This window comes from Streptomyces sp. MST-110588 (assembly GCF_022695595.1).
GTDB lineage: Bacteria > Actinomycetota > Actinomycetes > Streptomycetales > Streptomycetaceae > Streptomyces.
The window spans coordinates 7,398,595-7,414,496 of the sequence record NZ_CP074380.1; the positions used below are offsets into that span (position 1 = coordinate 7,398,595).

Genomic DNA, 15,902 nt, shown 5'->3' on the forward strand with positions numbered 1-15,902 from the left:
GAGGCCAACGGACGCTGAGCCGCGAGTCGGCAACCTGCCCGACAACGGCTATTTCCGGGCGAAGGTGGCCCAGGAACGGCTGAGCAAGCAGGGGCCGATTCCCTATTCGATCGTCCGGGCGATGCAGTTCTTCGAATTCGTCAGAGGCATCGCCGACACCGCCACCGACGGTGACACCGTGCGCGTACCGCCTGTGCTGTTCCAGCCGATGGCGGCCGAAGACGTCGCCGAGGCCCGAACTCACAGAACGCAGCCTCGTCCCCGACGAAGGCAGCGCCCGGACGGCCACCACCCGCTTCGACGACTGGCTGCGGACTTCCTCCTGAATACGGCCGCGGGTTATTCCGTCAACGTCACCACATTGTGGTCGGGCCCTCCCGATATCCGCACGCTCTTCGACCAGCTCCCGCCCTTGCCGTTGGCCGGCGCGTTGGCGTCGAGTTGCACGGCCCGCACCGCTTCACCGCCCTTGCTGAACACCCACAGCGAAGGGCCCGTGTACGACGTGGCGGCGACCTCCCATTCGACCGGGTCGCCCACGGCCTCGGAGATCACGTCGTCATCGGTGCCGTAGTCGAACACCCGCACCTGATCCCATGAGAAACCGGTCAGCTCCGCCAGCGGCGCCGGTGCGCCCTCCACCGCCGCGTCCAGCTTCCGCTGAAGGGCCTGGTCCGTGGTGCTCGCCAGCGGCGTCTCCCCACCGAGCGCCCACCAGCCCACTCCCAGCCCTGCAGCCACCCCGAATCCGGCCCATGCCACCCGTCTCCGTGCCGTGCGCACCTGTCGCCTCTCCCCGTTCCGCTTCGTCCCGCCGGTCATGCGCGCTCTGCCGGACTCAGGGGGTGTCCGGCCCGGGAGCGTCCGGGTTCCGCCCTTCGTCGGGTGCGCCGGGCACCTTGTTGGTGTGCCCGTGCCGTCCGATCTCCACCTTGTCGCTGGGTACGAGTTTCCCGTCGCGATCGATCACCACGGTCTTCCCGCCCTGCACCGCCTCCTGAACCTTCGCCGCCAGCTCGGCCGGGCTGGCGGTCGGATTGTTCAGCGCGATCCGGCGGCCGATCTCGTTGTTGTGGAGATCCATGGCTTCGCGGTCCGACGGGTTCCCCGGCAGCCGTTCGTGCGCCGTGCCGTACCGTTCCGCCCAGTCCATGCCGAAACGCTGCGCCATCAGAGCGTTCCAGTACGCATGTCTGAAGGCGTCCATGTGCCCGTCGTTCCTGTCCTCGGGAAATCTCACCTTGCACTCTTCGAAGGCCCGGTCCCGGATTTCCTTGAAGTCGCTCTTCTCGAAGATGCTGAGATCGGAGAGCATGTCCGCCTCTCCCTGCGTGACTCTTTCCCCGTAGAAGTCGGTCATCCCGCGCGGGTCGTCCGTGACCTGGAATGTGCGGAGTATCTCCCCAGGGCTCAGCCGACGCCCCATGTGCACCCGGCCGTTGAAGGCGTCACCCCGTGCGCCGCCGTCGTCCAGCAGATCCCAGGCGATTCTTTCGTCCGCCTGGTCCGCCATCCGCAGCGCGTCCTGTATCTGCGCATGGGCCTGGCGCAGGTTCTCGCCCACCGGCCCGCTCCGGACATCAGGGTCGTGGACCATGGCGGGCGGCAGCTCCAGGCCCCCGTCCGGGGTGACGCTCGCCCCGTTCTCGCGGGCCTTGCGCACGCCACCGCTCAGCACGCTCTGGGCGGCCCGGATGTCGGCCGTGGCCATCTCCAGGGCCAGCCTGATGCCGTCGGCCTCCGCCTGCGCGTTTTCCAACTGCGTCAGCTCTTCGACCCAGTTGCTGCGGGCCGCTTCGTACGCGGGACCTTGCCAGCCACTCTTCTCGACCGGGTCCTTCACCTCGGTCCGGTAACGCTCGACGAGGTCCTTCAGTTTCCGGACCTGCTCCTCCCATGCCTCGGCAGCTTTCCGCACCAGGTCCGGATCGGCCTGCTCAAGCTGTTGCACCGTTATCCCCACGGACTGTCTCCCGGCTTCATCCCCGCGGCGTTGACGGCCTCCGCCGACTGGTAATTGGTGGCGTTGTACTGAAGGTTCGCCCCCGTGCGCCCCATTTGCTCGGCGAGGGTGAAGTTCTGCTTCTCCCACAGTGCGGCGGTCTTCCTCAGCTGATCCTCGCTCCGCCAGCCGTCCACTCCGGTCGCCGCGCGGCGCGTCGCGGCGCAGGTGGGTTCGGCCGCGTCCAGCAGGTCCTGTCTGATGTCGAGTGCCCTGCCGCCGGCCTTCTTGAGCACATCCGGATCGGCTTCGTATCCCTGCGCGGCCCCGCCTGTCCCCGCCATGCAACCCCCTGGTCGTGTGAGTCCCCATCATGCGTGACGGGGTGGGGCAGGATAGCGCGTACGTGCTCGGCGGCGACCGGGCCGGTGCCGATGGCCCCAGGGCTGCGGGTCCCTGACAGGGGACACCCGTGGCTCACAGTGCGGCGAGGTCGATGGCCGCGGCCATGGCCCGGTAGCCGGCGTCGCCGGGGTGTTTGTGGTCGCCGCTGTCGTAGGCAGGGTGGAGGGCGTCGGGGTCGGTGGGGTCCGCCAGCGCGTGGGCGAAGTCGGCCACCGCGTCGAATGCGTCGGAGTCGCGGATCCATGCGTTGAGGGTTCGGCGCTTGGCTTCGGCGATCGGGGTGTGGTACTCCGAGCCCTTGAAGGGGAGGACGGTTCCGCCGGTGACACGGATGCCTGCGGCCCGGGCGCGCGAGGTCAACTGCTGGTAGGCGGTGATCAGTTCATCGGCTGTGAGTGGGGGGTTGGGCTTGTAGGTGGGGAGGTCGATCTCGCTGAAGCCGATGTCGTTCAGGCCGATCAGGAGGACGACCGACCCCGCGCCGGGCTTGCGAAGGACGTCGCGTTCGAAGCGGGCGCCCGCTCGTTCGCCGTACCACGGGGAGTCGTTGAGGAGCAGGTTGCCGCCGATACCGGAGTTCAGTACGGGGCGCGGGGTGCCGGCGGCGGCGAGGCGGCGGGCGAGGGCGTCCGGGTAGCGGTGGTTGCCGTCGACGGTCGAGCCGAAGCCGTCGGTGATCGAGTCGCCGAAGACCACGACGTTGTCCCGGCGGGCCGGGCCGCCCGACAGTTCCACGTCGGCGAGGTAGTACCAGGACACCGTGGTCTCGTCGAAGACGGTGGGGTCCTCGGCCGTGAGCTGGTCACCGGCGGCGCGGTAGGCGGTGGTGAACGCCTGGGCGTGGAAGGTTGCCGGGCCGGTGGGGCGCGCGAAGTACAGCGTCACGGTCAGTGATTCGAACGCTGCCACGGTCACTTCGGCGGCGTCGCTGTACAGTTCGCCGCCGGCCGGGATGCTCGCGGACGGCGCGCCCCCGAAGGTGAGCCGGCGGGTGGTGCCCGGCTCGGTCGCTGCCCCGTCGGCCGTACGGGCGAGGGTGGCGCCGGTCACCTCCAGGGGCGCGGTCCCGTAGCGGTTGGAGAGCTTGACGCGCGCCGCCGTGCCGTCGCCGGTCACCCGTACGACCTGGCGTACCGTCTGGTCGGCGAAGCCCTCCTCGGCCCAGTTCTTCTCGAAGCCGGTGCTGGGGCGCTGGACCGCCGTGGACCAGCCGGCGTTCCAGGTGGGGGATATGGAGGGGATGGGGGAGGTGGGGGTGTGGGTGTTCATGGGGTGGGTCGTTCCTGTCTGTCGGGTTGTGGTTACCGGGCTGGTGACAGGAAGTCTGGTGGGAGGTGAGAGGGGGGCCCAGCCCACTGTGGTGCGTATGTATGGGGTGGGTATGACTGGCGGGGTCACCCTGCGGGCGCGCTCGCGCCGGTGCGTCCGTCGGCCGGTGCGGTCAGGCGGGGGTGAGCCGGTAGGCGTAGCTGTACGGGCGGTCGGCGTGCAGGAGGTAGCGGTCCAGGGGCGGTGCGCCCCACGAGTCGTTGCCGCCCACTCCCATCTGCCGGTGGTTGACGGCCAGGATCGTTTCGCCGCGCCGCTTGAGCTGGTACGGGTGCAGATGCCCGGTGCTCTCCAGGTCGCAGGGGGCGTGGTGCAGTGCGCCGATCTCCAGGAGGCCGCCGGCACCCGTGCCGTCCGGTTCGGCGCGCACCGTCAGCCCCCTTCCATCCCGGCCGGTCAGCCAGGCGGTGCGTACGTCGGTCACGTTGCCGGTCTCCTGCGGCCGGATGTACGGGCCGAACCGCTCGTCCACGGTGGTGCGGTACCGGCCGACGAAGGCGGCGGTGTGCCGGTCCCAGTAGTTCTCCTGCGGCCCGCGCCCGTACCAGGTGAAGGTTTCCGGGCCGGCCGGCACCGTCAGCAGCGCCCCGACCACCGGCAGGTCGGGCAGCCACGGGCCCGGCCGCAGTGTGTGCCGGACCCGCACCTCGCCGTCGCCGCGCACCGTGAAGACGGTGTCCCAGCGGGAGGCGGTGGGGAAGGTGGGCAGGGTGGCCGCGACCTCGATGACCACCTCGCCGGCGGTGGGGTGTGCCGCCTTCACCCGGGTGATCCGTCGCCGGGCGCCCGCCTCGCGCCAGGTCCGCAGGGTGCGGTGGGCGTTCCGGCCGATGTCGTTGTCGGTCGGGGCGCGCCAGAAGTTGGGCACCGGCCCGGTGGTCAGGACCGGTCGGCCGCGGTACCGGTAGGTGGTGAGGGTGCCGCTCGCCTTGTCCAGGACGAGTTCGAGGTCGCGGCCCTCGACCGTGACGGTCCGGCCGGTCTCGGTCAGCCGTAGGGGCGGCAGGGTGGCGGGGGAGGGCTCCGGGGGCGCGGGGGCGCGCCAGGGGAGCGCGAGCTGCTCGGCGGCGACGCTGTGGCCGGCCCGTGCCCAGCGGGTGTCGCGGCGCAGGACGTAGGAGAGGTTCAGCCAGTACTCGGCGCCCGGTACGGGTTCGGCCGGGCGCCGCACCGGAATCCGTTCGGTCGCCTCCCGGCCCGGCCCCGCCTCGGGTGCCGGCAGCGTGCCGTGCTGGATCCGTTCGCCGTCGCGAGTGACCTCCCAGCGCAGCTCGTAGGCGTGCAGTCCGGTGAACATGTGATGGTTTGTCACCTTGACGGTGCCGTCGCCGAGGCCGGCGGCGGCCGTCGTCCGGATGGGCTGGTAGACCTTCTTCACCTCGTGGACCGCCGGATGGAGCACCCGGTCGGCGGAGACGATGCCGTTGCAGGAGAAGTTCCAGTCGGTGGGGTAGCCCGGGTTCCAGTCGCCGCCGTAGGACAGATAGGTACGCGTGGGGTCGCCGGGCACCGGCAGGCGGATCGCCTGGTCGACGAAGTCCCAGATGAAGCCGCCGTGCAGGTTCGGGTAGCGCGCGAAGACCTCGCCGTACTCCTGGAAATTGCCGGTGCTGTTGCCCATCGAGTGCGCGAACTCGCACAGGATGAACGGCTTGGGGTTGCCGGACCTCCCGTACTGCTCGACCTCCGCGGGCGTGGCGTACATCCGGCTCTCGATGTCCGCCACGGCGTTCATGCCTTCGTAGTGCACCGGCCGGGACGGGTCGCGGTCGTGTGTCCAGTCCGCCATGGTCTTAAAGGTGCTGCCCGCTCCTGCCTCGTTGCCCAGGGACCACACCACCACGCACGGGTGGTTCTTGTCCCGCTCGACCAGTGAACGCATCCGGTCCAGACAGGCGTCGGTCCACTCCGGCAGGCTCGCGGGCAGGTACTCGCGCACCCCGTGCGACTCCAGGTTGGCCTCGCCGATGACGTAGATGCCGTATTCGTCGCACAGCTCCAGCCAGCGCGGGCTGCCCGGGTAATGGGAGGTGCGTACGGCGTTGACGTTGTGCTGCTTCATGATGCGGATGTCCTCGGTCATCCGCTCCTCCGGGACGGCCTGGCCGTGGTCCGGGTCGGTCTCGTGCCGGTTGACGCCGCGGAAGAGGACCGGAACGCCGTTGACGGTGAGCTCCCCGGGCCCGCAGCGGACGGTGCGAAAGCCCACGCGGGTGCGCTGGACGTCCACGACCGTGCCGGAGGGGTCGGTGAGGGTAAGGAGGAGGGTGTAGAGGTTCGGTTCCTCGGCGGACCACAGGGCCGGGTTGTCGACCGTGGCCTTCGGGGAGACGGTCGCGTCCTTGCCGGGGGCGGGGCGGACGGTGGCGGTCAGGGGGCGGGGCAGGGCCGGTCTGCCCTGGGCGTCGTACAGGACGGCCGTCAGCAGATGGTCTCCCCGGCGACGACCGCGGCCCGGCCCGCCCCGGTCGCGTACGGTCGCGGTCACCGTCAGCTCACCGGTCCGGGCCTTCCGTACGGCGCCGTCGGCCACCGTACCGCCCGGATCGGCGCGTACGAACAGGTCCTGGAGATGGACGGGCGGGATGGAGTAGAGGTAGACCTCGCGGAAGATCCCGGACAGGTCGATCATGTCCTGGTCCTCCAGCCAACTGCCGTCCGACCAGCGGTAGACCTCCACGGCCAGCACGTTGACGCCCGGCCGCAGCCGGTCGGTGACGTCGAACTCGGCCGGGGTGTAGCTGTCCTCGCTGTAGCCGGTCCGCTCGCCGTTGACCCACACGAAGAAGGCGGACTTCACGCCCTGGAAGGAGAGCAGGGTGCGCCGGCCCTCCCAGTCCTCCGGGACGGTGAAAGTACGGCGGTAGGAGCCGACTGGGTTGAAGCCGTGCGGGACCTCGGGCGGCCTGGGATTCTCGTAACCGATCCACGGGTACTTGACGTTGAGGTAGATCGGCTCGGGGTAGCCCAGGATCTCCCAGTTGGACGGGACGGGGATACGGTCCCAGCGGCTGTCGTCGTAGTCGGGGGCGTGGAAGCCCTTGGGCCGCTCGTCGGGGTTCTTGGACCAGCGAAAGCGCCAACTGCCGTTCAAAGAGCGGTAGTAGGGGGAATCGGCGAGCTGTCCGGCCAGGGCCGAGCGGGTGTCCTGGTACGGGACGAGGCGGGCGCGGGCGGCCTCCCGGTTGACCTGGAAGATCCGCGGCTGTGCATCCCACTCGCCACCGCCCCCCTTCGCGCCGCCTCCCTGAGCGCCGCTCCCCTGGGCACCGCTTCCTTCGGTGGCGGTCGCGGCCGTGGCGGCGAAGGACTGCTTCTGCGCGCTGAAGGCGGCCCATCCCGCCAGGGCGGCACCGGTGGCAAGGAACGACCGGCGGCTCATGCGGCGTACGTTCATGGACAGCTCCGAACGTAAGGCAACAGGAAGCATCAGGGTTGAACGGAATGCGACCCGGCACAAGCCTCTCGTACGCCACTTCGCATCACCGGGAGACCGGCGTCATACGAGACGACCGGCGCTGTACAAGACGACCCGCGTCCTACGAGACGTCCGGAGTCACGAAGAGAGCAGGACCACCTCCAGCGTCCGCGGCCCGTGCACCCCCTCCACCCGGCTCAGTTCGATGTCGCTGGTCGCCGAAGGGCCGGAGATCCAGGTCAGCGGGCGGGCCGGGTCCAGCCGGGCGAGCGCCTGCGGCACGGACTCCACGACCTGGTCCGGAACCCGTACGACACAGATGTGGTGGTCGGGGATCAGGGTGATGCGGCGCCGGCCCTGGTCCGGGCCGGCGTCCAGGACGATCGTGCCGGTCTCGGCGACGGCCAGGGCACAGGCGGTCAGGACGCTGCCCACGCCGTCCAGCTCGCGGGCGGTGTCCGCCGCCCGGTCGTGGACCACGGGCACGCTCGTCGCCGCCGTCCAGGAAGGGTCCAGGCCCGGCGGCACCAGTACGGACCCGGAGCCGCGCTCGCCCAGCAGGTGCGCGACCAGCGGCGCGAGGCCGTCGGCGTCGGTGCGGTGCACCACCGCCCGGTAGTCGGCGAGCCGGCAGGCCAGCAGGTCGACCGTCTCCGCGGTCGTCCGGGGGCCGTGCGCCCGCCGGTAGTCCCGGGCCACCGGGACGTCCTCGGGCCGTTCCTCGCGCGGTACGTCCGCCAGCGCCCGGCGCACCCGCGCCAGGATCACCTCCCGGCTGCTCATACGCCGTCCTCCTCTCCACGGGTGCGCCGCCACCAGTCCCGGAAGGACTCGGCGGGCACCGCCGGCAGGTCGCGGGTGTCGCTCCAGGCCCGGCCGGGCCCGGGCAGCCTGCGCGGATGCAGCCGTCGGGTACGGGCCGCCAGCCGCTGGCCCGTACGCAGCGCACCCGGGTGGTCGAAGGCCCAGGCGGCGGCCCGCATCGCGGCCCGCTCGGCGGCATGGCCCTTCGCGGGCCGCAGAACGGTCTTGACACCGTTACGGGTGACCGGCCCGCCCTGCACCACCCGCTCGCGCAGATGCACCAGGATCTCGGGGATGTCGATGGCGACCGGGCACACCTCGTAACAGGCCCCGCACAGCGACGAGGCGTACGGCAGCGAGGCGTCCAGCGCGCTCGTCACCCCCCGGAGCTGCGGTGTCAGCACGGCTCCGATAGGGCCGGGGTAGGGCGAGCCGTAGGCGTGGCCGCCGGCCCGCTCGTACACGGGGCAGACGTTCAGACAGGCCGAGCAGCGGATGCAGCGCAGCGCCCGGCGCCCCACCGTGTCGGCGAGGGCGTCGGTGCGCCCGTTGTCCAGCAGCACCAGGTGGGAGGCGCGCGGCCCGTCCTCGTCCGTGGTCCCCGTCCAGGTCGAGGTGTAGGGGTTCATCCGCTCGGCGGTGGAGGAGCGCGGCAGCGACTGGAGGTAGATCTCCAGGTCCTGCCAGGTCGGCACGAGCTTCTCGATGCCCACCACCGAGATCAGCGTCTCGGGCAGGGTCAGGCACATCCGGCCGTTGCCCTCGGACTCCACCACGACCAGCGTGCCGGTCTCGGCCACCATGAAGTTGGCTCCCGAGATCCCCACCTTGGCGCCGAGGAACTTCTCGCGCAGATGCAGCCGCGCCGCCTCCGCGAGCGCGGCGGGGGAGTCGGACAGGTCCTCGGGCGCCGGACGGCCCCACCGGCCCATGTGCTCGCGGAAGATGTCGCGGATCTCGGAGCGGTTGCGGTGGATCGCCGGGACCAGGATGTGGGACGGCAGGTCCCCGCCGAGCTGCACGATGAGTTCGGGCAGGTCGGTCTCGTACGCGCGGATGCCCGCCCGCGCCAGCGCCCCGTTCAGACCGGTCTCCTGGGTGGCCATCGACTTGACCTTGACCACCTCCCGCTCGCCGGTGGCCAGGACCAGGCCGGTGACGATGCGGTTGGCCTCGGCGGCGTCCGCGGCCCAGTGGACCCGGCCGCCCGCGGCGGTCACCGCCGACTCCAACTGCTCCAGATAGTGGTCGAGGTGGCGCAGCGTACGGTCCTTGACGGCCGCCCCCGCGGCGCGCAGCGCGGACCAGTCCGGCAGCTCGGCGACGGCCGCGGCGCGCTTGTCGCGGATGGTGTGGGTGGCGTGCCGCAGGTTGGCGCGCAGCCCGGCGTCGCGGGTGGCGGTGGCCGCGGCCTCGGGGAAGGCGGGCATGCCCAGGTAGGCGGAGCCGCTCACAGGACCGCGCCTTGCGTGCTCGCCAGGATCTCGGCGATGTGGACGGTACGGACGGCAGCGGCGGCGGGGACCGTGCGGGCCGGCGCCCCGGTGTCCGAGTTCCGGTGCTCGCCCCTGTCCGGGACCGGCGGCGCGGATGCCTGCCGGGTGAGCAGGCCGCCGAGGTGCAGCAGGCAGGAGCTGTCGACCGTGCACACCGCCTCGGCACCCGTACCGCGTACGGCCCGTACCTTGTCGGCTCCCATCGCGGCCGAGACCGCCGGGTTCTTCACCGCGAACGTACCGCCGAAGCCGCAGCACTCCTCGGCGCCCGGCAGTTCCCGCAGCTCCAGGCCCCGGACGTGCTCCAGCAGGCGGCGCGGCCGGTCGCCCAGTCCCAGCACCCGCAGCCCGTGACAGGTGGGGTGGTAGGTGACGGTGTGCGGGTAGTACGCGCCGACGTCGGTCACCTGGAGCACATCGACCAGGAACTCCGTCAGCTCATAGGTCTTGGGGACGGCGCGCGCCGCGGCCTCCGACAGTGCCCGGCCACGCCCCTCGGCGGCGGCCCGCGCCCCGATCCGCGGATAGTTCTCCCGCACCATCGCGGCGCACGACCCGGACGGGGTGACGACGTGGTCGTACGTCTCGAAGGCCCGGCTGTAACGGTGTACCAGAGGCTCCGTGGCGTGCCGGTAGCCGGTGTTGTACTGGGGCTGGCCGCAGCAGGACTGCGCCCGGGGGAAGCCCACCCGTACGCCCAGCCGCTCCAGGAGCGTGACCACCGCCCGCCCGACGCGGGGCTGGAGCGTGTCGTTGATGCAGGTGACGAAGAGTGCTACGCGCATGTTTCCATCTCCTTTCGGCCGCCCCTGGCCCCTGGCGGCACCGCGCCCCGCCGGTACATGATCACCTGTCGGCTCATCCTGCCCCAGCGGCGGGCGAAGGAGAAGGACCCGGGAGGCAGGACCATGACCAGCGCGCAGGACCTCGTACGGGACCGGGTTCCGGACGGCGGCACCCGCCCCGTGTCCCAGGTGCGGCAACTGGCCGCCGCGTCGGTCGGCAACGCCGTGGAGTGGTTCGACTGGTACGCCTACTCCTTCCTGGCCGTCTACTTCGCCGACCAGGTCTTCCCCAAGGGGTCCGGCAACTCGCTCGTACCGCTGCTGTCCTCCTTCGCCGTCTTCGCGGTGGGCTTCTTCATGCGCCCGGTCGGCGGGCTGCTGATGGGCGCGGTCGCCGACCGGCACGGGCGCCGGTCCGCGCTGACCGTCACCATCCTGCTGATGGGCGGCGGCAGTCTGCTCGTCGCGCTCACCCCCACCTACGCCGCCGCGGGCGTGCTCGCCCCGGTCGTCCTGGTCATCGCCCGGCTGGTGCAGGGGCTCTCGGTGGGCGGCGAGTTCGCGGCCTCCACCACGTTCCTGGTGGAGTCGGCGGGCCCCGGCCGGCGCGGGCTGTTCTCCAGCTTCCAGTACGTCTCCACCACCGCCGGGCAACTGCTGGCCTCCGCGACCGCCGCCGTACTGGCCGCCCTGCTGACCGAGGCCCAGATGGCGCGCTGGGGATGGCGGGTGGCGTTCCTGACCGGCGCGGTGCTGAGCCTGCTGGGGCTGTGGATCCGGCGCGGCGCGCGGGAGACCCACGGACCGCGGCAGCGGACCGCCGGGCGCCCCGGCCTGTTCGAGGCGCTGCGGCGCCACCCCGCCAGTCGCTGCTGATCTGCGGCATCACCGCCGGCGGCACCCTGGCGTACTACACCTGGACCACCTACCTGCCCACCTACGCCCAGGTCAACGTGGGCTTCGACAAGGGGCAGGCACTCACCGTCGGCACGATCTCGCTGGCCTTCTTCGCGCTGCTCCAGCCCCTGGGCGGGCTGCTGTCGGACCGGATCGGCCGCAAGCCGCTGCTGCTGGGCTTCTCCCTGGGCTTCGCGGTGCTGGCCGTGCCGCTGCTGCACCTGGTCACCGGCACCTTCCTCTCGCTGCTGCTGGTGAGCTGCGCCGGCATGGTGCTGCTGACCGGGTACACCGCGGTTGCCGCGGCCGTCAACGCCGAGGTGTTCCCGGCGCGGGTACGGGCGGCCGGCATCGGCTTCCCGTACTCGCTGACCGTGGCCCTCTTCGGCGGCACGGCCCCGTACGTGGGCACCTGGTTCAAGCAGGCCGGTCACGCCGGCCTGTTCCCCTGGTACGTGGCCGTGCTGTGCCTGGTGTCCTTCTGCGTCTATCTGGCGCTGCCGGAGACCGCCAAGCGGGAGCTGCAAACCTGACGGCCGGTTATCTCACGGCGACAAGAGCCGCGTTGGCGCCCGGTGCCTCCATGGGGACCTTGCGGGTGTGCGTGAACCCGGCGTCGGTGAGCCAGTCCGCGTACTGGGCCGCCGTGTAGTTCCGGCCGCCCTCGGTCTCCACCAGCATGTTCAGGCTCATCAGGGCGGCCGTGGCCGGGCCGGTCAGGTCGTCGTCGACCATCAGCTCGCTGATCACCAGCTCGCCGCCGGGCGGCAGCGCCGCGTAGCACTTGCCGAGCAGCGTGCGGTTGGTCTCCTCGTCCCAGTCGTGCAGGATCATCGACAGCACGATCACGTCGTGGCCGCCGGGCAGCGCGGGCTCGGCCAGGAAGTCGCCGGGGAAGGTCGCGATGCGGTCGGCGAGACCGGCGGCCTCGGCGTTGCGGGCCGCGGCCGGGCACACCCCCGGCAGGTCGTAGACGGTGGCCCGCAGATCCGGGTGGCGGCGGCACAGCTCGATGGCGTACGCGCCCGAGCCGCCGCCCACGTCCAGCAGCCGGGAGCGGGAGGCGAGGTCCACGACCGAGCCGAGCCGCTGGGCGGTCCAGGAGGACACGGCGTGCATCGCCTCCCAGAAGACGGACAGCAGGTCCGGGTCCTCGGTGTTGAACAGATGGGGCTGGGTCTCGGGGTCCCAGGTGGTGGGGCGGTTGTTCCGTACGGCCTCGGTGAGCTTCCCCCATCCGGGGTACAGCCGCTGGTCCAGCATGCGTACCCAGCCGCCGAAGTGGTAGGGACGTCCGGGCACCAGGTAGGCGTCGGCCAGCGCGGAGTTGACGAAACGCCGGTCCGGTCGGCGCTGCAGCAGACCCAGAGCCGTACAGGCGGTCAGCAGCATGCCCGCGGGCCGGGCGCTGACCTCCAGTTCCTCGGCGCACTCCTCCACCGTGGCGCCCCCCATCCGGTCCAGCAGCCCGAACAGTCCCAGCTCGTTGGCCGAGGCCAGGGCCTTGAACGCCCAGAACCCGGTGGCCAGGTGCATCAGCGGCAAGGGGGAGAGGGCGGGCACGGCGGGCTGCGGGGACGGCATCTGGTTCCTCCGGTGGTCGGTCGGTGGGCGAGGGCACGCGTCCGTCCGCACTCCGTCGGTCTCCGTTCGCGTGTCCACGTACGGGTGCGGGCGCGAACGCGCACACGTATCCGTGATCAACTACCACCCCTGGAGCGCCGTCACACACGAAGAGCGCCACCGTTGCCCGAACCGGAGGCGACGGCGCCGCGAGGGACACCTTTCAGCCACCCGACGGCCTACGGACCAGCCTGGTGTCCGCAGGTCGTCCACGACCGTCCTCGGGCCGACGTCCTGCGCCTCCCGGAACGGAGAGAGCCGATCGCGCAGCACATCGGCGTCCTACGAGCCCTCACCCCTCCGGGTGTTGAGCATCTGCCGGTGGCGGCGGGGCAGGCCCGGCACCTTTCCAAGCCTGGCCGAAATCGTGGCTGATCAGTGTGCCGGCTTCCTTGAGGCAGTGCCCGATCGGCCTCGGCTCCGCTGTCATCCGTCCTTCTGGCGTCCGTGGACGGGCCACCGCGCGCGGGCACGCGGGGGCCGCCGGGCGATCGGTGAAAAGGTGGCACGAGCAAAGGCCCCGGATAAGGGGACGCGTCAGCGCGGCAGCGCCTCGGTGTGGCGATGCCTGCCTCCAGCGCAGCCCCTGCTCCCCGTGGTAACGCAGCGCCCGCGGACCGGCACCGGCCCGCCGCGAAAGCCCCCCGATGGGCAGTCAACCGTTCGACTGCTTCAACGGAAGGACGGGAGGCTGGAGTTCCGGAGGTACCGCGGGGCGGCAGCGGTCCGGGCTGCCGCCCGTCCGTGGCGCCGCCGGCCGTCCCGCGACTACGCCGGTGGCGGTGGGGCGATGGACTCGCGGTCGATGAACTCGGTGGGCAGGGTGGTGTGTTCCGGTTCGTGGGTGCTGCCCTCGATGCGGGAGATCAGGGCCCGTACGGCTGTGGCGCCGAGTTCCTGGACGGGCTGGGCGACGACGCTGAGCCGTGGGCGCAGGGCTCGCGCCCAGTCGGTGTCGTCGAAGGTGACGACCGACAGGTCCTCGGGGACCCGCAGACCGCGGTCGCGGGCCGCGGAGAGCACGCCCAGTGCGATCAGGCTGTCGGTGGCCAGGACCGCCGTGGGCGGTTCGGGCAGGGCGAGGAGGCCGGCGGTCAGGTCGGCCGGATCCTGGCGGTGGAAGGCGCCTTTGCGCAGGTAGGTGCCGGTGTCCTCGATGCCTGCCGCGCGCAGCGCCAGGCGGTAGCCCTCGATGCGCTCCAGACCCGTGGAGCCGCGGTCGATGGGGGCTGTGGGGGCAGTGGTGGCCGTGGGGGCGCCGTCCGCCGTCGCGCCGTGCGCGTCGCCGGTGCTGTCGGTGTCATCGCCGCCGGAGCCGCTGTTGCCGTTGCCGCCGAGGCCGTCGCCGGGTGCGTCGAGGTCGCTGTCCTCGTCGCCGACCAGGCCGACCAGGGCGATCCGCCGGTGTCCCGCGGCGAGCAGCCGGCGGACGGCGTCCCGGGCCGCGCCGCGGTTGTCGATGGTGACGGAGTCCGTACGCAGACCGGGCGCGTCCCGGTCCAGGAGGACGACGGGGCAGCCGGCGGCGTGGACGGCAGCGAGGTGGCCGGTGTCGGTGGTGGAGGCGGGGGCGACGATCAGGCCGTCGACGTGTTTGTCGCGGAGCATCTTGACGGCGGCGCGCTCGGCGGCGGGGTCCTCGTCGGTGTTGGCCAGCAGGACCTGGTAGCCGGCCGCGCGGGCGGCGTCGGTGATACCGCGGGTGACACCCGCGAAGAACGGGTTCTGGATGTCCGCGATCACCGCGCCCAGGGTGTGGGTACGCCCGGTGATCATGGACCGGGCCAGTTGGTTGGCGCGGTAACCCAGCTTCTCGGCGGCGGCGCGGACGCGTTCGCGGGCCGCCGGACTGACGGAGCCGTAGTCGGCCAGGGCCCGGGAGGCGGTCGAGCGCGAAACGCCCGCCTCGCGGGCGACGTCGGGGATGGTGGCGGGCCGGCTCGGGCGGCTGCGTCGGTTCGTCGTCATGGCCCGGCCAGGCTATCGGCTGCGTCCCGGCCCGGAACATCGGCTCCCGCCGAGGTATTGACGCCCCGACAACGGTGATGGGAAGGTTCCCAGCACCGCCGGTGAGAACGTTCCCAACCGCCGCGTCGGCGCACGTTGGGAACGTTCCCCACGATCGTCTCGGAGAGGACCCGCGTGACCACCGCAACCCTGCCCCTCAAGCCCATCACCGAGGACTTCAAGGAGGCCGTGGCCTTCGCCCTCAGTCAGAACGACGTCACCCGCGCTTTCGTCAAGGAGGTCGTCGACGCCGGGCTGCGCAATGTCTTCCTGATCGGCTGCGGCGGCTCGCTCACCGCCTCCTACCCCGTGCACTTCCTCTTGGAGACCCGCGCCGCCTTCCCCGTCTTCCAGATGAACAGCGACGAGTTCAACCTGCGCCGGCCCGCCCTGCTCGGCGAGGGCTCCCTGGTCGTGGTCTCCTCGCACACCGGCACCACCAAGGAGACCGTGGCCGCGGCCCGCTACGCACGCTCCGCGGGCGCCAAGGTCGCCGCCATCAGCCGCGACGCCGACAGCCCGCTCGCCCAGGCTGCCGACCTCGCCCTCACCTACCGCAGCGAGGACACCGTCGTGGCGCCCAAGGGCGTCCTGTTCGGCCAGCTCGGCCACGCGCTGCTGGAGTTCACCGGCGCGCAGGGCGACTACGCGGCCCTGCGCACCGCGTTCGAGGCGCTGCCCGACGCGCTGTACACCATGCAGGAGGAGGGCGAGGAACTGGCCCACTCCATCGCCACCGCACTCGCCGACGAGGACATGACGTACGTGCTCTCCGCCGGCCCCAACTACGGGGCGGGCTACGGCTTCACGATGTGCTACCTGATGGAGATGCAGTGGAAGCACGGCGGCAGCTTCCACGCCGGCGAGTTCTTCCACGGCGCCTTCGAGATGGTCACCGAGGACCAGCCGGTCATCCTCTTCCTCGGCGAGGACGCCACCCGCCCGATGGCCGAGCGCGCCAAGACGTTCCTGGACACGTACACGCGCAAGGCCCACTACGTGGACTCCCGGATCTTCAGCCTGCCCGGCGTGCCCGAGGCCGTACGCGGCGACATCACCCCCATCGCCCTGGACGTCTTCGTCACCCGGCTGGCCCGCCACTACGAGTCGGTGCGCGGCCACGACCTGGACCAGCGCCGCTACATGTTCCGCGTCGAGTACTGAACCCCGACCCCGCCCACGCGGCAGAAGACCGG

At 71.6% G+C, this 15,902-nt stretch carries 11 protein-coding genes and 1 pseudogene; 2 read left to right on the forward strand and 10 right to left on the reverse strand.

The window, feature by feature from the left end; all coding sequences use genetic code 11:
* Positions 1-339 precede the first annotated feature (339 nt).
* The 8 genes from KGS77_RS32290 to KGS77_RS32325 all read right to left on the reverse strand — a co-directional run bounded on the left by KGS77_RS32290 (position 340) and on the right by KGS77_RS32325 (position 10,179).
* Positions 340-741: a hypothetical protein gene (locus KGS77_RS32290; RefSeq protein WP_242586792.1), complete on the reverse strand. Its 402-nt coding sequence runs from the start codon at positions 739-741 to the stop codon at positions 340-342.
* A gap of 97 nt (positions 742-838) precedes the next feature.
* Entirely contained in the window at positions 839-1,963 is a 1,125-nt protein-coding gene (locus tag KGS77_RS32295; protein ID WP_242586794.1) for a hypothetical protein, read from the reverse strand.
* Positions 1,954-2,286 (reverse strand): hypothetical protein, encoded by a 333-nt coding sequence (locus tag KGS77_RS32300; RefSeq protein ID WP_242586795.1) that lies wholly within the window; start codon positions 2,284-2,286, stop codon positions 1,954-1,956. Before KGS77_RS32300 ends, KGS77_RS32295 begins: the two co-directional genes overlap by 10 nt.
* Positions 2,287-2,419: 133 nt before the next feature.
* Positions 2,420-3,616, reverse strand: coding sequence for an SGNH/GDSL hydrolase family protein (locus tag KGS77_RS32305; RefSeq protein WP_242586798.1), 1,197 nt, complete (start codon positions 3,614-3,616; stop codon positions 2,420-2,422).
* A 172-nt stretch (positions 3,617-3,788) separates the two neighbouring features.
* Complete coding sequence (locus KGS77_RS32310) at positions 3,789-7,058, reverse strand: glycoside hydrolase family 2 TIM barrel-domain containing protein (RefSeq protein WP_242586801.1); 3,270 nt, start codon at positions 7,056-7,058, stop codon at positions 3,789-3,791.
* Between the two features lie 174 nt (positions 7,059-7,232).
* Positions 7,233-7,877 (reverse strand): LUD domain-containing protein, encoded by a 645-nt coding sequence (locus KGS77_RS32315; RefSeq protein ID WP_242586803.1) that lies wholly within the window; start codon positions 7,875-7,877, stop codon positions 7,233-7,235.
* Complete coding sequence (locus KGS77_RS32320; RefSeq protein WP_242586804.1) at positions 7,874-9,352, reverse strand: lactate utilization protein B; 1,479 nt, start codon at positions 9,350-9,352, stop codon at positions 7,874-7,876. Before KGS77_RS32320 ends, KGS77_RS32315 begins: the two co-directional genes overlap by 4 nt.
* A complete protein-coding gene (locus KGS77_RS32325; RefSeq protein WP_242586806.1) occupies positions 9,349-10,179 on the reverse strand; it encodes a (Fe-S)-binding protein in 831 nt (276 codons plus the stop codon). Before KGS77_RS32325 ends, KGS77_RS32320 begins: the two co-directional genes overlap by 4 nt.
* Positions 10,180-10,302: 123 nt before the next feature.
* Between KGS77_RS32325 and KGS77_RS32330 the strand changes: the two are divergent.
* Positions 10,303-11,609 (forward strand): annotated as a pseudogene (locus tag KGS77_RS32330) (MFS transporter).
* A gap of 7 nt (positions 11,610-11,616) precedes the next feature.
* Here KGS77_RS32330 and KGS77_RS32335 read toward each other — a convergent pair.
* Together KGS77_RS32335 and KGS77_RS32340 are read right to left on the reverse strand one after the other, a co-directional pair.
* Entirely contained in the window at positions 11,617-12,660 is a 1,044-nt protein-coding gene (locus KGS77_RS32335; protein ID WP_242586808.1) for an acetylserotonin O-methyltransferase, read from the reverse strand.
* Between the two features lie 807 nt (positions 12,661-13,467).
* Positions 13,468-14,667 (reverse strand): LacI family DNA-binding transcriptional regulator, encoded by a 1,200-nt coding sequence (locus KGS77_RS32340; RefSeq protein WP_242586810.1) that lies wholly within the window; start codon positions 14,665-14,667, stop codon positions 13,468-13,470.
* Positions 14,668-14,841: 174 nt separating this feature from the next.
* On the opposite strand from KGS77_RS32340, the gene KGS77_RS32345 reads away from it, so the two are divergent.
* The gene (locus KGS77_RS32345) at positions 14,842-15,870 is read left to right on the forward strand and encodes an SIS domain-containing protein (RefSeq protein WP_242586811.1); all 1,029 of its coding nucleotides are present in this window, start codon (positions 14,842-14,844) and stop codon (positions 15,868-15,870) included.
* Positions 15,871-15,902 lie beyond the last annotated feature (32 nt).